Annotated in this window: 14 protein-coding genes; 5 read left to right on the forward strand and 9 right to left on the reverse strand. The window is 68.6% G+C overall.

The window, feature by feature from the left end; translation table 11 throughout:
* Window position 1 precedes the first annotated feature (1 nt).
* From EV652_RS01035 to EV652_RS01055, 5 genes are read right to left on the reverse strand one after another with little or no spacing between them, the layout of a single operon-like run.
* Window positions 2-841, reverse strand: a complete 840-nt coding sequence (locus EV652_RS01035; protein ID WP_132207037.1) for an ABC transporter permease — start codon at window positions 839-841, stop codon at window positions 2-4.
* The gene (locus EV652_RS01040; RefSeq protein ID WP_132207038.1) at window positions 838-1,722 is read right to left on the reverse strand and encodes an ABC transporter permease; all 885 of its coding nucleotides are present in this window, start codon (window positions 1,720-1,722) and stop codon (window positions 838-840) included. Before EV652_RS01040 ends, EV652_RS01035 begins: the two co-directional genes overlap by 4 nt.
* Entirely contained in the window at window positions 1,719-2,828 is a 1,110-nt protein-coding gene (locus tag EV652_RS01045; protein ID WP_132207039.1) for an ABC transporter ATP-binding protein, read from the reverse strand. The genes EV652_RS01040 and EV652_RS01045 overlap by 4 nt, the downstream gene beginning before the upstream one ends.
* Window positions 2,825-4,057, reverse strand: coding sequence for an ABC transporter substrate-binding protein (locus EV652_RS01050; protein WP_132207040.1), 1,233 nt, complete (start codon window positions 4,055-4,057; stop codon window positions 2,825-2,827). The genes EV652_RS01045 and EV652_RS01050 overlap by 4 nt, the downstream gene beginning before the upstream one ends.
* Before the next feature lie 60 nt (window positions 4,058-4,117).
* Window positions 4,118-5,113, reverse strand: coding sequence for a LacI family DNA-binding transcriptional regulator (locus tag EV652_RS01055; RefSeq protein ID WP_132207041.1), 996 nt, complete (start codon window positions 5,111-5,113; stop codon window positions 4,118-4,120).
* Window positions 5,114-5,308: 195 nt separating this feature from the next.
* On the opposite strand from EV652_RS01055, the gene uxaC reads away from it, so the two are divergent.
* Window positions 5,309-6,739, forward strand: a complete 1,431-nt coding sequence (gene uxaC, locus EV652_RS01060) for a glucuronate isomerase (protein ID WP_132207042.1) — start codon at window positions 5,309-5,311, stop codon at window positions 6,737-6,739.
* Between the two features lie 201 nt (window positions 6,740-6,940).
* Window positions 6,941-8,479 (forward strand): right-handed parallel beta-helix repeat-containing protein, encoded by a 1,539-nt coding sequence (locus tag EV652_RS01065; RefSeq protein WP_132207043.1) that lies wholly within the window; start codon window positions 6,941-6,943, stop codon window positions 8,477-8,479.
* Here the strand turns inward: EV652_RS01065 and EV652_RS01070 are convergent.
* Window positions 8,476-9,759: an O-antigen ligase family protein gene (locus tag EV652_RS01070; RefSeq protein ID WP_242001482.1), complete on the reverse strand. Its 1,284-nt coding sequence runs from the start codon at window positions 9,757-9,759 to the stop codon at window positions 8,476-8,478. The genes EV652_RS01065 and EV652_RS01070 overlap by 4 nt on opposite strands.
* Before the next feature lie 2 nt (window positions 9,760-9,761).
* Complete coding sequence (locus EV652_RS01075; protein ID WP_132207044.1) at window positions 9,762-11,387, reverse strand: Wzz/FepE/Etk N-terminal domain-containing protein; 1,626 nt, start codon at window positions 11,385-11,387, stop codon at window positions 9,762-9,764.
* Window positions 11,388-11,556: 169 nt separating this feature from the next.
* Between EV652_RS01075 and EV652_RS01080 the strand changes: the two genes are divergently transcribed.
* The 3 genes from EV652_RS01080 to EV652_RS01090 all read left to right on the forward strand — a co-directional run bounded on the left by EV652_RS01080 (window position 11,557) and on the right by EV652_RS01090 (window position 17,040).
* Complete coding sequence (locus EV652_RS01080) at window positions 11,557-13,770, forward strand: LamG domain-containing protein (RefSeq protein WP_132207045.1); 2,214 nt, start codon at window positions 11,557-11,559, stop codon at window positions 13,768-13,770.
* A gap of 150 nt (window positions 13,771-13,920) precedes the next feature.
* Window positions 13,921-15,441, forward strand: a complete 1,521-nt coding sequence (locus EV652_RS01085) for a WD40 repeat domain-containing protein (RefSeq protein WP_132207046.1) — start codon at window positions 13,921-13,923, stop codon at window positions 15,439-15,441.
* Window positions 15,442-15,543: 102 nt separating this feature from the next.
* The gene (locus EV652_RS01090; protein WP_132207047.1) at window positions 15,544-17,040 is read left to right on the forward strand and encodes a fibronectin type III domain-containing protein; all 1,497 of its coding nucleotides are present in this window, start codon (window positions 15,544-15,546) and stop codon (window positions 17,038-17,040) included.
* A gap of 199 nt (window positions 17,041-17,239) precedes the next feature.
* Here EV652_RS01090 and EV652_RS01095 read toward each other — a convergent pair whose 3' ends face one another.
* Entirely contained in the window at window positions 17,240-18,508 is a 1,269-nt protein-coding gene (locus tag EV652_RS01095; RefSeq protein WP_132207048.1) for an MATE family efflux transporter, read from the reverse strand.
* 163 nt (window positions 18,509-18,671) lie between these two features.
* On the reverse strand, window positions 18,672-19,460 hold the full coding sequence (locus tag EV652_RS01100) for a WecB/TagA/CpsF family glycosyltransferase (protein ID WP_242001483.1): 789 nt from the start codon (window positions 19,458-19,460) through the stop codon (window positions 18,672-18,674).
* Between the last annotated feature and the right edge of the window lies 1 nt (window position 19,461).

The raw sequence follows: 19,461 nt of genomic DNA on the forward strand, positions 1-19,461 counted from the left end.
TTCACTCGGATGGTTCTTCTTTGACACGGGCCACCAGTTGGGTGGGGTTGACGAAGCGCAATGCCACCACCAGCAGTACCAGCATCATGGCTGTGTACATGACGGCCATCGCGTCGACCGACTGCTGAGCACGGATGCCGGCCGCGGACATCGAGTAGTAGAGCGCGACCACCAGCGTCTGCGAGTCCGGCCCGGCGGTGAGGAAGGTCAGCTCGAACATCCCGACCGTCCGGACCAGCACCAGGATCGCCGAGGCCAGCAGACCGGGCACGAGCAGCGGCGCGAGGATCTTCAGGAATACCGCGCGGGTGTTCGCACCGAGCATCCGGGCCGCACTCTCGATCCGCGGGTCCACCTGCTCGATGAACGGTGTCATGGTCAGGATCACGAACGGCACCGACGGGACCAGGTTGGCCAGTACGACCCCGGAGAGGTGCCCGGCGAAGCCGAACTTGTAGAGCACGGTCGCGAGCGGGATGCCGTACGTGATCGGCGGCATCAGGATCGGCAGCAGGAAGGTCAGATACACCAGCCGCTTCCCCGGGAAGTTCTGCCGGGCCAGCACGTACGCCGCGGGAGCCCCGACCAGCACCGACAGTACGACGACCAGCCCCGACGCGAGCAGGGTCACCGAGATCACCTGGAGCAGGCCGAACTCGCGCCACGCATCGCCGTACCACTGGGTCGTGAAACCGCTCGGCACCCAGGTGTCGAACCAGCGCTTCCCGAACGAGCTGACCAGGACCGACCCGACCACACCGGCCAGGTTGACGAAGAAGAAGATGACCGCGGCCCAGATGAACCACGCGGTCGGGGTCGCTTTGATCGCTCGGCTGCTCATCCCTTGCCTCCCGTCGATCCGGTGTAGAGCCGAGCCCGCCAGAGCAAGACGATGACCACGACGACGAGCTCGACCGCGCCCATGATCATCGCGATCGCCGACGCGTACGCGTAGTCGTACTGCTCGTACGCCGCCTGATACGCGGCGAGTGAGATCACCCGGGTCGAGCCGGCCGGGTTACCGACCAGGACGGCCGACGGGAAGACCGAGAACGCGAGTACGAACGTCAGCAGGAACGTCGTCGCGAGACCGGGCGCCAGCAATGGCAACGTGATCCGGCGGAACCGCTGCGACCGGGACGCGCCGAGGGTGGCGGCCGCACGCTCGAGGGTCGGGTCGATCCCGCTCAGATACGACAGCACCAGCAGGAACGCGAACGGGAACCCGGTGATGATGAGCGAGAAGAACACACCCCAGTAGTTGTTGGTCAACCGGACCGGGTCGTCGATGAGGTGCAGCGACATCAGCACCCGGTTGAACCACCCGGTCGGGCCGAGATAGTTCAGCAGCCCTTGTGCCGTCAGCACGGTCCCGAGGGTGATCGGTACGACGAGCAGCGTCGTGAGCAGCCGTTTGCCGCGGAAGCGCCCACGCATCCGGAACGCGATCGGCACGGCTGCCAGCACGTTCAGCAGCGCGGCCGGTAAGGAGATCTTCAGCGTGGTGAGGATCGTGTCGCGCTGGTAGGCGTCGTCGAAGAATTTCTGGTAGTTGGCCAGCACGCCGCCGCCGTTCATCGGCTGGAACGACAAGCTCAGCCCGTAGAGGAACGGGTAGATGAACAGCAGCAGCACGAAGATCGTGGCCGGCAGCAACAACCAGAGCTTCCGGTCGACGCCACGTTCGGCCAGGCGGTGCTGCCAGCTGAGGGTATTGCTCATACCGCAAGCCCTGCGGAGGCCAGCTCGGCGGCGGGACGATCGGCGGCGCCGTCGGACGGATACACCAGCAGCCGTCCGGGGCTGATCGTGATCGACACCTGCTCGCCGGCTTCGGTCTTGCGCTCAGTGCGGGCGTGCAGCCGGGTGCCGTCGTCCAGCATGATCTCGATGGCGCATTCGCGGCCTTGGTACTCGACGACCTCGACCCTGCCCTTCAGCCCGGCGATGTCCTCGCTACCCAGCTTCACGTCTTCAGGCCGTACTGCTGCGACCACGTCGTCGCCGGTGGCGACCTCACCTTGCGGTACGCCGTCGATCGTCGTACCACCGAGAGGTACGGCGACCGCGTCGCCGCTGACCCGGCCGGCGGTGAGCGGCAACAGATTGCGGTAGCCCATGAAGTCGGCGACGTGCCAGCTGGACGGTTTGGTGTGAACCTCCTCGGGCGTGCCGATCTGCTGCACCCGGCCCTGGCGCATGACGACCAGGCGATCGGCCATGCTGAGGGCTTCCTCCTGATCGTGGGTGACGTACACCGTGGTCAGGCCCAGCGACTGGTGCAGGCGGCGGATCTCGGTGCGCATCTCCAGCCGGAGCTTGGCGTCCAGGTTGCTGAGCGGTTCGTCCATCAGCACCAGCGACGGCTCGAGCACCGTCGCGCGCGCGATCGCGACACGCTGCTGTTGACCACCCGACAGTTGACCGGGCAGCTTCGAGGCGTGGTCCTCGAGCCGGACCATCTCGATCGCAGCGGTCGTCCGGCGCCGTACCTCGTCCTTCGGCAGGCGCTGCATCCGTAGGCCGAAGGCGATGTTGTCGCGGACGGTCAGATGCGGGAAGAGCGCGTAGTTCTGGAAGACCATGCCGAAGCCGCGCTTCTCCGGCGGCAGCGTGTCGATCCGGCGGTCGTCCTGCCAGATGCTGCCGGCGGTCAGCGGCAGCAGCCCGGCCAGGCAGTTCAGCGCGGTGGACTTGCCACAGCCGGACGGCCCGAGCAGGGCGATGAACTCGCCCCGCTCGATGGTCAGATCCAGCCCGGCCAGGGCGTCCGCCGTACCGAACCGTCGGCCAACACCCTCGAGCCGCAGCCGGTTGAAACCACTCACGACTTCTTGACCTTGCTGCCGCCGACCTCGCGGTCCCACTTGTCGAAGGCCGCGACCAGGCTCTTCGCGTCCAGCGGCACCTCGGTCGGATTGTCGGCAATCAGTTTGTCGTACTCCGGGCGGCCGAACTCGGCGATAGCGTCCTTGCTCTCCTGCGGTGCCTGGGCCAGTTCGACACCCTTGATCGCCGGGCCGGGGTAGAAGTAGCCCTTGTCGTACGCCTTCGCCTGCTGCTCCGGGGTGAGCATGAAGTTCAGCAGTTGCAGGATCGCGGCCTGCTTGTCGGTCGAGACACCCTTCGGTACGACGGCGTAGTGCGCGTCGGTGACCCAGTGGAACCCCTTCAGCGGGGTGATCGCGGCTTCCTTCGGCACAGTACCGAGCACTCGCGGGTTGATGTCCCAGCCCGTCGTACTGGCGATGATGGTCGCGGAGCCGTTGGCCAGCGCCTTCATCGTGTCCGCGGTGCCGGACGGGTAGAAGTCGACGTACTGGTTGAGCTCCTCGAGGTACGCCCAGGTCTTGTCCCAGCCGTTGATCGGGTCCTTCGGGTCCTTGTCGCCGAGGATGTACGGCAGGCCCATCAGGAAGGTGCGGCCGGGACCGGAGTTGGCCGGGCGGGCGTACATGACCTTGCCCTTGTTGGCCTTCGCGTAGGCGAGCAACTCCTCGGCCGTCGTGGGCGGCGTCGGGACCTTGGCCGGCAGGTACTCCAGTAGTGGGCCGGACGGGTAGTAGGTGACGGTGATGCCGCTGTTGCCGGCCAGCTCCTGCATCTTCTGCGCGGGCGGCAGGTAGTCCTTCATCCCGGCGACGCGATCGGCGTACTTGGGCAGCAGATCCAGCCACAGACCCTGCTCACGACCGGCGGCCAGGCCGTCGGTGCCGGTCAGGACGATGTCGAGGTCGACGCGGTTCGCGTTCTGCTGGGCCTTGATCTTGCCGGCCAGCTCAGGCGCCGGCGCCTTGGAATAGGTCACCTTGGAGATGACGTCGGGGTGCTGCTTGACGAACTCGTCGATCATCCCCTGGGTCAGCTGCAGGTTGCCGGCCACGTCGAGGATGTTCAGCGTCACCGCCTTCGACGGCTTGTCCGGTACGTCGCCGGTGCTCTCGGCCACCGGCTGGTTGGTGGTCGGTGCGCCGCATGCGGTCAGTACAGCGATCGCGCCGATCGCGGCGATCAGGCGGCGGTTCTTGCGATGGCCGATTCTCCGCTGAATGGGCATCGGGAGTGTCTCCTCTGGATCAAGGGCGGTCCCGGCCGGAGCCAGGGTTGATCACGCGAATCAGTGGTGTGGTGCGGGGCCGGTGGACTCCCGGACGATGAGCTCGCCGTGCAAGGTGCCGCGGGTGGCGATGGCGGTGTCGGGATCCGGGTCGTCGAGGACGGCCAGCAACAGCTCCACCGCGATCCGGCCGGCCTCCTGTTTCGGCAGCCGGACCGTGGTCAGGGCGGGCCTGGCCATCCGGGACATGGCGATGTCGTCGATGCCGACCACGCTGAGGTCGCCGGGCACCGAGATCCCCCGTGCGTGCAACCGGGCCAGCAGCCCGATCGCGACCAGGTCGTTGTAGGTGACCACCGCGGTGGCGCCGGTGGCGACGGCCTGGTCCGCCGCCGCCATGCCGCCCTCGTACGTCGGCGCGAAGCTGCCGACCCGGGCCAGCTCGGCACCCTGGTCGTAGAGGGCGTTGCTGAGGCCGAGGCTGCGGTGCTGGGTCGACCACGAGGTGACCGGTCCGCCGACCCAGGCGATCCGCCGGTGGCCGAGCGCCACCAGATGGGCGACCGCCTGCTGCATGCCCTCCTCGTTGTCGTAGATGATGCCGGGCACGCCCTCGGCGGTGCGGTTGACCAGTACGACGTTCGTCTCCTGGGCGATCGCGGACAGGTCGGCGTCGCTCGCACGGGGTGAGCACAGGATCAGCCCGTCGACCTGTTTGGCCAGTGCACGCACCAGGCCGACCTCGGCCGTCGCGTCCTCGTCGGTGTCCGCGACGAAGACAGCCACGTCGTACCGACGGGCGCGGGCCTGGACGCCCTTGGCGACACTGGCGAAGAACGGGTTGGCGAGGTCAGGCACGACCAGGCCGATGTTGCCGGTCCGGCCGGTGATCAGGCCGCGGGCGGCCCGGTTCGGCTGGTAGCCGAGCTGCTCGACCGCGGCGGCGACCCGGGCCCGGGTGGCGGCGTTGACCATCTCCGGCATCGAGAGCGCACGGGACACAGTCGACGGCGACACGCCGGCCAGCCGCGCCACGTCACGGATGGTCGCGGGCATGGTCACCTCCTCCTGGCTCGGCCCAGCCCCAACTCACGCCGCTGAGTCTGCAATCGGTTTCACCGATGTGTCAAGACCTCACACCCTCGCCATCGCGGCCTGAAGAAATCGCCTTGTGGACAAAGGGTTGTGTCGCGCCGGAGTGACTGCAATCCTTTGCAGCAGCCGTTGCAGCCGACCCCTCACGGAGGACCCATGCCGAAGGCACTGCAGCCCCATCCGGACCGCGCTCTGCCCGCCGGCGAGGCACGTGACATCGCCCGGCGGATCCACGCGTCGACGAAGGACCTGCCGCTGCTCTGCCTGCACGGGCACGTCGACATCGCGTTGTTCGCCACCGACGCACCGTTCGGCGACCCGGCCGAGCTGCTGGTGGTCCCGGACCACTACGTCACCCGGATGCTGATCTCGCAGGGCATCTCCCCCGAGCGCCTCGGGGTGCCCCGCCGCGACGGCGCCCCGGCCGCCGACCCGCGGGAGATCTGGCGGGAGTTCTGCGCGAACTGGCACCTCTTCCGGGCCACCCCGAGCCGGTACTGGCTGGAGCACGAGTTCGCCGAGGTGCTCGGCGTCACGACCCATCCGTCGGCGGAGACCGCGGACGAGCTGTACGACCAGATCTCCGCACGGCTCGCCGAGCCCGAGTTCCGGCCGCGGGCCTTGCTCGACCGGTTCGCGATCGAGCTGATCTCCACCACCGACGCCGCCACGGACGACCTGGCCCAGCACGCCAAGGTGGCCGCGGACCTGCCCGGCCGAGTGATCCCGACCTTCCGCCCGGATGCCGTCGTACACCCCAACCGGCCGGACTGGAGCGACCTCATCCAGCAGCTCGGGGCGTTGGCCGACGTCGACACCTCGACGTACGACGGGTATCTGCAGGCGCTCCGGCAACGGCGTCAGGTCTTTGTGGAGGCGGGTGCGCGGGCGACCGACCACGGGCACCTGAGTGCGGCCGCCATTCCGCTGTCCGATGCGGAGGCTGCGCGGATCTACGCGGGTGCGTTGAAGGGTGACGTGTCGGCGGAGGACGCGAGCGCGTTCGCCGGCCACATGCTGTACCAGTCGGCGGTGATGTCGGCCGAGGACGGCTTGGTGATGCAGCTGCACCCCGGCGTACTGCGGGATCACGATCCGGCGATCCACTCGACGTACGGGCCGGACAAGGGGCACGACATCCCGGTGGCGGCCGAGTTCACCCGGTCACTGCAGCCGTTGCTCGAGCGGTTCGGGCACGCGGCGGGCTTCCGGATGGTGCTGTTCACTGTGGACGAGACGGTCTACTCGCGGGAGCTCGCGCCACTGGCCGGTGTGTACTCCGCGGTGCGGCTCGGAGCGCCGTGGTGGTTCCTCGACAGTCCGGACGGGATGCGCCGCTTCCGCGAGCTGGTCACCGAGACCGCCGGCTTCTACAACACCTCCGGCTTCGTCGACGACACCCGGGCGTTCCTGTCCATCCCGGCCCGCCACGACCTGGCCCGTCGCATCGACGCCGGCTATCTGGCCAACCTGGTCCTCCAGCACCGCCTCGACGAGGACGACGCCTTCCAAGTGGCCCGGGATCTCGCCTACAACCTCGCCCGAGACACCTACCTCAGCGGGCCGGGCGTACCGTCGAACGGGTAGTAGTCGGACACACCCAGTCGGCCAGGCCCACCTGACGCCTAGCCGCTGCGGCCAGACCTGTGGGCGGCTGACCACTACCCGTCGTTCGGTACACCTGGCGAATCATCGCTGTGGGCTGCCGCCCGACCCGGGCGAGGGCGGACCTCGGGTGCCGGTAGTCTCCACCAGATCTGTTCGCCGGGGGCGGGTGAAGGGACCTTGATGAGGCGTCGTCGTGTCGCGGCGAGTGGTGCTGTGCTGGTGCTGGTGCTGGCCGGGTGCTCGGGCGGTGAGGAGAAGCCGTCGGCGGGTAGCCCGGCGACGCCGACCGTGACCGTGACGGTGCCGACCGCTCCCCCGGCTGCTGAGGCTGCGGTGTTAGGTCCGACGGGACCGGGTACGGCGAAAGCGTGTCGAGGGACCGCGATCGCGGTGGGAGCCGATCCGCAGCAGGCGATCGATGCCGCGCCGGCGGGGACGACGTTCTGCTTCGCCAAGGGTGTGCATCGGATCAGCCGGGCGATCCGGCCGCGGGCTGGTGTCACGTTGGGCGGCGGGCCGGGCGTCGTCCTGACCGGGTCGGTGCGGTTGGACGGCTGGAAGCGGGACGGCGACCGGTGGGTGGTGCGTGGGGTGCTTCCGGCGCCGTACCAGCTCAAAGGGCAGTGTGAGGACAACAAGACCAAGCCGTGCCAGCGCGGCGAGCAGGTGTTTGTCGACGGCAAGCATCTGACCCGGGTGATGAGTCTTGAGCAGGTCAAGCCGGGAACGTTCTTCGGCGACTACCAGGCCAATGCCGTGTACGTCGCCGATGATCCGGACGGCCGCGCGGTCGAGATGTCCCGGACGCCGACCGCGATCGAGAAGTCCGCGGACGACGTCACCGTCACCGGGCTGACCATCGAGCACTTCGCCAGCCGGCCGCAGGGCGGGGCGTTGCAGGTCGGCCCGGGCTGGACGGTGATCGCGAACGAGGTCCGCTGGAACCACGCGGTCGGGATCATGGTGATCGAGGGCGACCGGGCCGAGCTGAGCCGCAACACGGTCGCCGACAACGGGCAGCTCGGGATCGGGCAGTACAAGTCGGCCGACGTACGGATCACCGCGAACCTGGTCACCCGGAACAACACCGACGGGTTCTGGATCGCCGACTGGGAATCCGGCGGGATCAAGTCGACCCGGTCGTCGGGTGAGGTGTCCGGCAACGACATCGTGGCCAACCGCGGGATCGGGATGTGGAGTGACATCGCCGAGTACGACCGGCGGATCACCGGAAACCGGATCCGGGACAACGCCGCGGACGGGATCCGCTACGAGATCAGCTACCAGGCGGTGATCGAGCAGAACGTTGTCGAGAGCAACGGGTACGGCACCGGCCGCGGCTCCGGCGGGAGTCTGTGGGACGGCGGCGGGATCAACGTGAACACCTCGGCCGGCGTGCAGGTCCGCGGCAACCTGGTCAAGGCGAACCGGAACGGCATCTCGATCCAGTCCCGCACCCGCGGCGACGGTCCACGCGGCACGTACGTGCTGGCGGACGTGGTGATCGAGGGCAACCAGGTCGTGATGAACGACGCCACCGCGAGCACCGGCGTGGTCGAGAACAAGGGCTCCCCCACGAAGGCCGGCGCCGTCACGTTCCGCCGCAACAGCTACCAGCTCGACGGGAAGACCCCGGACCGCTTTGCCTACCGCGGCAAGACCATGACGTGGAACGAGTGGCAGCAGGCCGGCTTCGACCAGGACTCCATCAGCAGCTAGCGGGCCAGAGCCTGCGCTTGCTGCCTGGCTTGGTGGCGTATTCGGTCGGCGTCGCAGACGGCGGCGGCGACCAGCAGATGCAGGGTCATCGAGCTCAAGTCGGACAGGCCGCTCTCATTGAGCGAGGCGACAGTGATGTAGCCGAGAAGCATCGCACCGCAGGCCTTCACGTACGGCGTGGGGGCGCGGAGGACCGAGATCCAGGCGACGATCAGCGCGATGCCGACGATCGTGACAGCGAGCAGGCCGGTCTCCCAGTAGAGGCCGAGCCAGCTGTTGTCGATCGCCATCACGTCGATGTCACCCTCACCGCGGCGCAGCAGCACGCGTTTGTTGCCCAGGCCGTGGCCGATGATCGCGGTCTGCAGCGACACCTTCTCGTCCAGCACCGCCTGCCAGCTGGTGGTGCGGCCGCTGAGCGAGCTGATCTGCTGGGTGCCCTGGCCGCGCAGCAACCAGGTATGCAGCGACCCGATCGTCAGGAAGGCGACGCCGATCAAGGCGGGCACCCCGAGACTGACGATCCGTCCGGCCCAGGTCTTCCGGGTCAGGATGAGCGCGAGCACCAGCCCGAACGCGATCGCCGCCGCGGACGTGCGGGTCCGGCTGGCGGCGACCAGGACGACGCCCAGCCCGATCAGCCCGGCGGCCGGTACGGCGGACAACTTCTTGCAGACGAACCCGATCAGCGCCAGCCCGAGCAGGATCGCGCCGACCTCACCGACCCGCGGCGGCAGCATCGGGATGATGACACCTTGCAGCCGGTATCCCGCGCCGAGCGACCTGAGCGGCCGCCAGGCCTGGCTCGGCGCGTACGCCAGGCTCAGGATGACCGTTGTCGCGAGCAACAGATGCGCCCAGAGGTGAGCCCGGATCAGCCGCTCCGGGATCTGCACCAGCGGCCGCCAGAGCAGGAAGAGCAGCAGCAGCCCGATCAGGAAGCGGGCCAGCCGCATCAGCGGTCCGGTCGGTTCGGCCAGCAGGAACGCGGTGGCGGTCGCGAACAGCACGTACAACAGGTAGAGGCTGCTCGACGGGGTGAACCGGGTCTTGAAGCCGGGCTTGGTCGCGGCCAGCGCGATCAGGAAGATCGCGCCCAGCAGCAGGCCTTTCATCAGGCTGTTCGTCGACCCGGTGGTCCCCTGCGGCGCGGCTACCCGGGACGACCAGGGCTGGACGCCGAGCACGAACAGGCACCACAGCATCAGCCAGAACCAGGCCGGCTTCTGGACCTCCTCGACGGTCCCCGGCACCGGCCGCTCCAGCTGGTACGACGACACGGTCAGCGGATCGGTGGAGTGGCCGAGTCGGCCGACGTGAAGTTCAGCGGGATCCCCAGCGTCTCGTCGTGCGCCGAGGCACCGATCAGTACGACGCCAAGCACCGGTGCACCCGCGAAGTGCAGGGCTCCGGTGAGCCGGGCGACGTCCATCTCCTTGTCGTGACCGACCTGCACCACCAGCACCGACGCGTCCACGGCGGCTGCCAGCGGCGTGATCCCGTGCCGGCCGACCGCGGCCGGGCCATGGATCACGACGGAGTACCCGGGTGGCAGATCCGCCACGATGCCCGGCACCAGCGACGGGCCGACCGCCTCGGCCGTCTCCTCGTGGTTCAGACCGGGCGGCAGAACGTACAGGTCGGCGACCGTACCGGGCCGGAACAGCTTGCGGGCCCGGATCGCCCGGGTCGCGGCCGGCTCGTGCACCAGGTCGGTCAGTCCCTCGTGCCCGGTCACGTGCTCCAGAACCGGCGTACCCTCCACGTCGGCCAGGACCAGCAGGGTCTCGCGGCCGTCGCGGGCGTTCGCCTCGGCCATCGCGAGCGCGATCCCGGCCGAGTTCGGCGTCGGCGAGGCCGAGACCACGAGCATGGCGCCGGGGCCGCCGCCGGCGAAGGCGCGCGGGTTCAGCTCGCGCCGGGCCAGGGCGCCGCTCGCCTCGGCCCCGAGCGCGGTGATCTCGTACTGCGGGAGTTCGGGGGCCGCACGGTGCCACAGCCGACGGCGGTTGCCCTCCGACGCGGCGATCACCGGCGAACTCGCCGCCCTGGCCGCCTGGTCGCGGGTCAGGATGTACGGCGTCAGGTGAGACCTGAGCAGGGCCAGGCCGAAGCCGAGCACCAGACCGAGGATGGCGCCGACCAGGATGTCGCGGGCAACCATCGGCGACGCGGTCGCGGTGTCCGTCGTGGCCGGGGTGACCAGCTCGCTCCCGGTGCCGACGGCGGTCAGCGCCTTGAGCATCGCGGCGGCCTCGTCGGCCGCCTGCCGGGCCTCGGTCGCCAGGTCGACCCGCTGGCCGCGCAGGGCTGCCGCGGTCTGCGCGTCGCCCCGCTGGACCGCCTCGTCGATCTGGCTGACCAGGCTCTTGGACTGCTGGTTGGCTGTCTTCGACCGGTCCTGTGCCTGGCCGGCCAGAGTGGTCAGCAGCGACTTCGCCTCGTCGTTGCGGGTCTTGAGGTAGATGACCGCGATCGCGTTGGCACGCCGTACCGCTTCCGAGGAGGTCGGGCCGTCGGTGGTGACCAGGTACGCGTTGTCGGTGACCGCCTTGACCCGGGTCACCGCGGCCAGGTCCTGGACAGTCTGGTCCGTGGTCGGCAGGCCGAGCGACTTGGCCACGCTGCGCAGGAGCGTCGGGCTGGCCATCACCCGGGCCTGGGTCTCGGCCGGCAGGTCCATCCCGAGCGGGCCGGTCTTGTCCGCGCTGCTGGTCAGTTTCCCCACCAGTGCGGGCGGTACGGCGGGGCCGATCACCAGTTGGCTCGACGCCGTCCAGCGCTCGGTCTGGGAGAAGGCGAACACGGAGGCGCCGACGAGTCCGAGCAGGATGCAACCCAGGATCAGCCATTTCTGCCGCAGCAGTGACTGGGCGGTCTCGCGCCAGACCACGGTGCCCGGTTCCATCCAGACCTCATTCCCTTGGAGCCAGCGACCCAGGATACGACCTCATGGGCGCGGGCTGGCCAAAGCATCTCTTTCTGTGGCCTACTCTCTTCTCGGGGGATCTCCGGGAGCAGTCCGGGGATTCATTTTCGGCGCCGAGATCGCGCCTGTCCGAGGGGGACACCGCAGGATGAAGAAGAGATGGCTGTTCGCGCGCCTGGGGGTCGTAGGCGCTCTCATCGCCGGCTCGCTGGTCGTCGTACTCGCGCCACCGGCGCAGAGCATCGAGGCCTCGCTGTCGGCGGCCAACAGTCCGACCTGGCAGACCAACGCCAGTGTGCAGGGAATCGCCGTCGCGGCCGGTAAGGCGTACGTCGGCGGCCGGTTCACCAGCGTCCGCCCGCCGGGCGCCGCGGCCGGCACGAGCGAGGTCGCGCAGGCCTATCTGGCCGCCTTCGACGAGAGCACCGGCGACCTGGTCACGTCGTTCACCCCGGTCCTCAACGGCCAGGTGTACGCGGTGGCCGCCTCGGCCGACGGCTCGCGGATCTACGTCGGCGGTGACTTCACCACCGTCAACGGCGTGACCCGGAACCGGATCGCCGCGTTCGACACCGCCACCGGCGCCCTGGTGACGAACTGGAAGCCGTCGGTCTCCTACCGGGTCAAGACCATCTCGGTCTCCGGCGACACCGTCTACTTCGGCGGCTCGTTCGGCCTGGTCAACAACATCGAGCGGCTCCGGCTGGCGGCGGTCAGCGCCGACGTCGGCACCCTGTTGCCCTGGGCACCCGCGGTGAACGGCGACGTGTACGCCGTGGACGTCGCCGACGACGGCTCCAAGGTGTATGCCGGCGGCCAGTTCAGCACCGTCAACGGCACGAACCAGAACACGGTGACCAGCCTCGACCCGGTCTCCGGCGGCGTGCTGCCGTTCCCCGGGGCGACCGCCGTACCGCCGCCGAACGGCTCCTGCACCACCCGGGTGAAGGCGATCGACGCCAGCGGCGACACCGTGTACTTCGGCAACGGCGGAGACGGCGGCGGCTGCTTCGACGGCACCTGGGCGGTCGACATCGCCACCAACACGCTGAAGTGGAAGAACCAGTGCCTGGGCGCCACCGAGACGGTCAAGGTCGTCAACGGCTGGCTGTACAAGGGCTCGCACGCACACGACTGCGTGAACCAGGGAGCCGGCGGCTTCCCGCAGGGCTTCGGCTACCGCTTCCTGCTGACCGAGAACCTGACCGACGGCTCGCTCGGCCCGTGGTTCCCGAACACCAACGCCGGACCGCCGACCGAGGTCGGCCCGCTCGCCTTCGCGACCGGCGGCAACGACCTCTGGGTCGGCGGCGACTTCACCACCACGAACGGCGTCGGCCAGCAGGGCCTGACCCGGTTCACCAACGCGACCCCGGGTGCCGCTCCGGCCAAGCCGGCCAAGCTGCTCCCCTACAGCGTCGAGCCGGGCGTCGTACAGATCCATTTCCCGACCGTGCTCGACAACGACGACAGCACGCTGACCTACCGCCTGCTGAAGGGGTTCAGCAACACCACCATCGCGACCTGGACGGCCAAGTCGACTCCGTGGGACCGACCCTGGCTGCACTTCACCGACGCCGCCGCGGTGCCGGGTGAGGTGACCAACTACCGGGTCGAGGTGACCGACGGCAGTACGACGATCCGGGGCAACTACTCCGACCCGATCACGGTCGCGAGTACGCCTTCCACGGCGTACGACCAGATCGTCAACTCCGACGGGCCGCAGGCGTACTGGCGGCTGGGCGAGGCGGCCGGTACGACGGCGTCGGTCGACTCGTCCGGGCAGAGCAACAACGGCACGTTCACCGGTGTGACGCTGGGCAGCACCGGAGCGATCGCGGGCAACACGGCCATGACGATCAGCTCGAGCAGCGGCCGGATGGTAGGCGAGAAGGCGTACAGCATGCCGCAGCAGTTCACCGTTGAGGCGTGGGTCAAGCAGAGCGGCTTCAACCGCGGCGGCCGGATCATCGGCTTCGGCAACTCCAAGACCACCAACAGCGGTGGCGGCGGCGACCGGATGCTGTACATGCGCACCAACGGCTCGATCGTGTTCGGCGTGAACGACGGCGCCCAGCGCACGCTGACCAGCACGTCGGGCAAGAACGACGGGCAGTGGCATCACGTCGTCGGCAGCTACGACAACGGCTCCATGAAGCTGTACGTCGACGGCGCGCTGGCCGGCAGTGCGAACGTCGGATCGGCGTCGCTGTACTACGGCTGGTGGCGGGTCGGGTACGACAACACCAGCAGCTGGCCGGGAGGTGGAGCGATCCAGACCGGAATGGCGCTCGACGAGGCTGCGGTGTACCCGTACGCGCTCAGCCCGGTCCAGATCCAGGCGCACTTCGACGCGCGCTGAAACTCTGAGTCTGGGAACTGCAGCACAAAGTCATAACGCGAGGGGGAGGTCGGCTTCCGGTCGACCTCCCACAGCGCTAATGTCCGCTGGGTGCGTGCGTGAGGCACGCACCGCCCAACGACTGAACCCCGCCCAGTCCAAAGGACATTGATGAAGAAGTATGTACTGGCCGTTGTCACCGCTGCGGCCGTCCTCGCCGCTGCGCTGATCCCCTCGGGACCGCCGGTGGAGGCGGCGACTCCGGGCTTCGGCTCGGCCGTCTCGGCCATCAAGCAGACCTCGTGGCAGACCAACAACAGCGTGAACGCGCTCGCGATCAGCGGCAACACGGTGTTCGCCGGTGGTCTGTTCACCAAGATCCGGCAACCAGGTAAGCCGGCCGGCCAGGGGGAGGCCGTCCGGACCTACATCGCCGCGTTCAACCGCACCACCGGTGCGCCGACGGCGTTCGCGCCGAAGCTGAACGGCCCGGTCTACAGCATCGCCACCAGCCCGGACGGCAACTGGGTCGTGATCGGCGGCGACTTCACCACCGTGAACGGGATCAAGCGCAGCAAGATCGCGATGTTCTCGGTCGTCACCGGCAGGATGGTCTCGGCCTGGGACCCGGTCGTGTCCGCCCGGGTCAAGGCGCTGGCCATCTTCGGCAACAGCGTGTTCATCGGCGGCGCGTTCGCCAAGGTCGACGGCGCGGTCCGCAATCACCTCGGCGCGGTCCGGCTGATCCAGGGCGACCTGCTGCCGTGGAACCCGAGCGCCAACGGTGACGTGTACGCGATCGACCTGTCCGACAACGGCACCCGGGTGTTCGTCGGCGGCCCGTTCAGCACCATCAACGGCAAGGACCACTATTCGCTGGCGATGACGAACAACACCACCGGCGCGGCGTACTCGTTCCCGGCCGCGGCAGCGATCCCGAAGCCGACCGCGACCTGCACCACCCGGGTGAAGGACATCGACACCCTCGGCGACAACGTGTACGTCTCCAACGGCGGTGACGGCAGCGGCTGCTACGACGGCGTCCTCGCCGCGCAGGTCAGCACCGGCAAACTGCTCTGGAAGAACAACTGCCTGGGCGCGACCGAGGCGATCAAGGCGATCGGCAACTGGGTCTACAAGGGCTCGCACGCGCACAACTGCAGCGACAGCGGCGCCTTCCCCGACGGCACCGGGACGCACTACCTGCTGGTCGAGAGTGCGATCAACGGCAAGATCGGGCCGTGGTTCCCGAACACCGACGCCGATCAGAGCAGCACCACCCAGGTCGGTCCGCTGGCGATGGCCGGTACGAACACCGACCTCTGGGTCGGCGGTGACTTCCTGAACGTCAACGGCAAGCCGCAGCGCGGGCTGACCCGGTTCACCAACACTCCGGGCGGCGCGGCCCCGGCCGTACCGAAGGCCCCGATCCTGGCGCCGTCGTCCGCCAAGGTGTCGGTGCGGTTCAGCGATGTGTACGACCTGGACAACATCTCGCTGACCTACAACGTGTTCCGGGGAACGACGAACATCGGCTCGTTCAAGTACATGTCGTACTACTGGGAGGCCCGCAAGGCCTACACGGTGGTCGACACCGGTGTGAAGAGCGGGCAGACAGTCACCTACCACATCGAGGTGCACGACGGGCGCAACATCATGAAGGGCCCGTCGGTCAGCGTGAAAGTGCCGTAGGAAGCGGTACAGGGGGTCTGCCTCTTCAGGCAGACCCCCTTCGTCTATAGACGGGCGGGGGGCTGCCGGTCGTAGATTAGTTGTCAGGGGCAAGGGGGAATCATGGGGAGAGTTGTCTGTTTGGTGGCCGCGGCCGGTTTGGCGCTGAGCGTCGTACCGGCGCAGACCGCGATCAGCACCGGCGCATCGCTGACCGCGATCGCGAATCCAGCCTGGCAGACCGACGCGAGTGTGCTCGGCCTGGCCGTTGCCAAAGGCAAGGCGTACGTCGGCGGCCGGTTCACCAAGGTCCGTCCGCCGGGCGCCGCGGTCGGTACCAATCAGACGGCTCGGACCTATCTGGCCGCGTTCAACCAGAGCACCGGCGCGCTCGACACCGCGTTCAACCACACGCTGAACGGCGTCGTCTGGTCGATCGTGGCCTCGCCGGACGGCTCCCGGGTGTACGTCGGCGGTGACTTCACCCGCGTCGACGGCCAGGTACGGAACCGCATCGCGGCCTTCGACACCGCCACCGGCGCGCTGGTCGCGACCATCAAGCCGAACGTGTCCTACCGGGTGAAGACCCTCGCGATCGGCGGGACCAGCCTGTACTTCGGCGGCTCGTTCGGGCTCGTCAACGGGGTGGTCCGGAATCGCGCGGCCGCGATCAGCACGGTGAACGGCGGTCTGTTGGCGTGGAACCCGAACGCCGACGCGGACGTGTACGCGATCGATGCGGCCGACGACAATTCGAAGGTCTACCTCGGCGGTACCTTCGCGAAGATCGGCGGGGTCAGTCGCTGGGCGGTTGCCAGCGTCAACAACTCCACCGGCGCGCAGCTGCCGTTCGCCGCGGCGTCCGCCGTACCGCTGCCGCCGAGTGGGTGCACGTCCCGGGTCAAGGACATCGAGACCGCGGGCAACCGGGTGTACTTCGCCAACGCCGGAGACGGCACCGGGTGCTTCGACGGGACCTGGGCCGCGGACGTTGCCACCGGCAACCTGGTCTGGAAGAACACCTGCCTCGGCGCGACCGAGGCGCTGACCTATGTGAACGGCTGGCTGTTCAAGGGGTCGCACGCGCACAGCTGTCCGGGCGCCTTCCCGGACGGCACCGGTGGTCACTTCCTGCTGCTGCAGAACCCGGCGAACGGGTCGCTCGGGCCATGGTTCCCGAACACGAACGCAGGTCCGCCGACCGTGGTCGGGCCGCTCGTGTCGGCCACCGGTGGGGCCGATCTGTGGGTCGGCGGTGACTTCACCAAGGTCAACGGGGTCGGTCAGCAGGGTCTGACCCGGTTCACCAACCTCGGCGCGGGCGCCAAGCCGCTCGGCCCGGTGTTGCCGACCTTGTCCAGTACGACGGCCGGCCAGGTGAAGGCGACCGTGCAGACGTCTCTGGACAACGACGACATCAGGCTGACCTACCGGCTGCTGCGCGGCGCGAGCAACACGGTCGTCGCGAGCACAACGGCGAACTCCACCTTCTGGAGCCGCCCGAACGTCACTATGACGGACACATCAGCACCTTCTGGTACGTCGCAGCTGTACCGGATCGAAGTCTCCGACGGTAACAACGCAGTCCGCGGCGGCTACGCCACCATCACAGTCCGCTGACTGCAGTAAGACGGGCATCCGGAATCCGGAGTGCGCCTCGCTGAGGCTGAGACAGGAAACGGTGGACTGACACCTGATATTTCCTGTCCTAGCCCACCGTAGAGTGTCTCAGCCATCCAGATCTGCCCCGTCTTGACCAGCATCCGGAACCATTACGCAGCCCGGAGCCACGCCACGCCACAGTCACGAACGTGAAGGGTCAGTTGGAGGCTCGGCGATGGGCGGCGATGGCCCGATGTGCCTCGTTCCACCAGAGGAGCAAGGTGCAGAAAGCGGCCCCGGCCAGGCCCCACGCCGCGCCCTCCGGCCCCCACCAGTAGGCACCGCCTACCCCGCCCACGATCAGGATGACCGATGAGATCAGGCGGACCCGGAGGCCCCTGGTGGCGGCTGTCAGGGCTCGCATGATGGCGAAGGCGCCGGCGTTGGAGGCACCGAACGCCTGCAGCAGGATCACCGGCACCATCACAGTGCTGGCCTGCGCCCAGACGCCTGGGCCGAGGAGCTCCTCTCCGACGACCTCAGGCAGGAGCAGGAAGACCGCTCCCCATGCCAGCGCGCCCGCACCCACACCGAGTGAGATCGCCAGGCCGACGAGCCACAGGCGTCGATAGGAGTGCCGCAGCGCCCGCGCTGCCTCGGGGACCGAGATCATCCGGATGCCCTGGTTGATCACGTTCACCGGGCCGAGCAGGACCTGCGCGCCCCGGATGCCCGCGGTCGCCGCCAGGCCGGCGGCGGCCGTGATGCCAAGCATGTAGACCTGGATCGTGCCCGACACCGCGAGCATCTCCCCCATGTACTTCGGGGTGAGATCCCAATGCGTCCGCACCCACTCGCGGATCAGCTGCCGTCGCGGTGCCACACCCGCCTGGAACCGCCCGGCCACGGCCGCGATCACCGCACCGAGTCCCCACCCCAACGTCAGCGTGAACGCGGACGCCGTACCGCTGAGATAGAGCCCGCCGAAGATCGCGAGCATCGCCAACAACCAGATCAGGTCGTTGACGAAGGCTCGATGTCCCTCGCCGACGACGAAGAAGGCCCACCGCCACGCGTCCTGGAGCAGGAGGCCTGGCATCGTCACCGCGAACGCGATCAGCACACCCCTCGACGGCACGCCCGGGACTGCCGCGATCGCCAGACCGACCAGCAGCCCGACGAAGCCCATCAGCAGTGCGGTCGCCGTACTGGCGCGAACAGCTCGTTGCCAGGCCGAATTGCGTTCACCTGAGTAGCGGACGGCCAACGGCTCGGTGGAGAGAGCCCGCGAGACGTTGAGGGCGATCGTGTAGCCGCCGAAGGCAAGCGCGTAGACACCGAAGTCCGCGACCGTGCTGGAGCGAGCGACGACCACACCGACAGCGAGATTGCTCAGACTGGACAGGGCCTGGTCGGCCAACCCCCAGCTCGCCCGGCCGGCCGGTCCGGCCAGTCGCCGGAGCTTCGGCCGCCGGGGGAACTTCACCGCAGCACTCTAGGCCCTGTCTGATGGTCCCGCGCCGTAGCGAGCAGGTGCTCGGTGCGGTAGCTCGGCGTGCTGGAGCGGAGGTCTCGATGCGGAGCATCGTGGCCTTCGCGCCAGTGCGGCGAGGTGCCGTGCCGAGTGCCGCGCAGTAGGCGGGGGACCATCAGACAGGGCCTTGGACGGGCCTCGGTGGATTGCGGAGGATGGCTAGCAGGAAGCGCGGGATGCCCAGGACGTACCGGCGCCACAGCCGCTTGGGCTCCTTGTAGAGGCGGTAGCTCCACTCCAGCCCCGACCGCTGCATCCACAGCGGTGCCCGGTCCAGCCGGCCGGTGTGGAAGTCGAACGCGGCGCCGACACCGATCAGGATCGCGGCGTCCAGCTTGTCCCGGTGCTCGGCCATCCAGCGCTCCTGCTTCGGCGCGCCGAGGCCGATCCAGATGATGTCCGCCTTGGACGCGTTCATCTCGGCCACCACGGCGGCGTCCTCCGCCTCGGTCAGCGGCCGGTACGGCGGACAGTGCACACCGTCAACCTTCAACGCGGGGTGGCGGTCCTGGAAGGTGTCGCGCAACTCCTCGGCGACTCCATCGGCACCGCCGTAGAAGTACTGCGTCCAGCCGCGCTCTGCCGCCTCGGCCATCACCCGCTCGAGCAGGTCCGGCCCGGCGACCCGCCCCATCCGGTCGAACCCGGCCCGCTTCCCCGCCCACACCAGCGGCATTCCATCGGGCACGGTGAGACCGGAGGTGTTGAAGACCTTGGTGAGGTACTCGTCGGCTCGGGCGTGCAGCAGCGAGTTCATGTCGGAGACGCAGACCAGGTGCCGCTCGCCGCGGTCGATCCAGCGCGCGAACGTCTCGACTGTGCTGTCCAGGTCGGTCACGCTGACATGGATGCCGAGCACGTCGACGCGGTCGGCTGTGGTTGTCTCCACCTGCATGTCGGTCATC

The sequence above is a fragment of the Kribbella steppae genome, from assembly GCF_004342025.1.
In the GTDB taxonomy this organism is placed as follows: Bacteria; Actinomycetota; Actinomycetes; order Propionibacteriales; family Kribbellaceae; genus Kribbella; species Kribbella steppae.

What these genes read in the sequence shown, in the direction of transcription:
- EV652_RS01035 (WP_132207037.1), bottom strand. Translation starts at nt 841, where the DNA reads ATGAGCAGCCGAGCGATCAAAGCGACCCCGACCGCGTGGTTCATCTGG.
- EV652_RS01040 (WP_132207038.1), bottom strand. Translation starts at nt 1,722, where the DNA reads ATGAGCAATACCCTCAGCTGGCAGCACCGCCTGGCCGAACGTGGCGTC.
- EV652_RS01050 (WP_132207040.1), bottom strand. Translation starts at nt 4,057, where the DNA reads ATGCCCATTCAGCGGAGAATCGGCCATCGCAAGAACCGCCGCCTGATC.
- EV652_RS01055 (WP_132207041.1), bottom strand. Translation starts at nt 5,113, where the DNA reads ATGCCCGCGACCATCCGTGACGTGGCGCGGCTGGCCGGCGTGTCGCCG.
- uxaC (WP_132207042.1), top strand. Translation starts at nt 5,309, where the DNA reads ATGCCGAAGGCACTGCAGCCCCATCCGGACCGCGCTCTGCCCGCCGGC.
- EV652_RS01065 (WP_132207043.1), top strand. Translation starts at nt 6,941, where the DNA reads ATGAGGCGTCGTCGTGTCGCGGCGAGTGGTGCTGTGCTGGTGCTGGTG.
- EV652_RS01075 (WP_132207044.1), bottom strand. Translation starts at nt 11,387, where the DNA reads ATGGAACCGGGCACCGTGGTCTGGCGCGAGACCGCCCAGTCACTGCTG.
- EV652_RS01080 (WP_132207045.1), top strand. Translation starts at nt 11,557, where the DNA reads ATGAAGAAGAGATGGCTGTTCGCGCGCCTGGGGGTCGTAGGCGCTCTC.
- EV652_RS01085 (WP_132207046.1), top strand. Translation starts at nt 13,921, where the DNA reads ATGAAGAAGTATGTACTGGCCGTTGTCACCGCTGCGGCCGTCCTCGCC.
- EV652_RS01090 (WP_132207047.1), top strand. Translation starts at nt 15,544, where the DNA reads ATGGGGAGAGTTGTCTGTTTGGTGGCCGCGGCCGGTTTGGCGCTGAGC.
- EV652_RS01100 (WP_242001483.1), bottom strand. Translation starts at nt 19,460, where the DNA reads ATGACCGACATGCAGGTGGAGACAACCACAGCCGACCGCGTCGACGTG.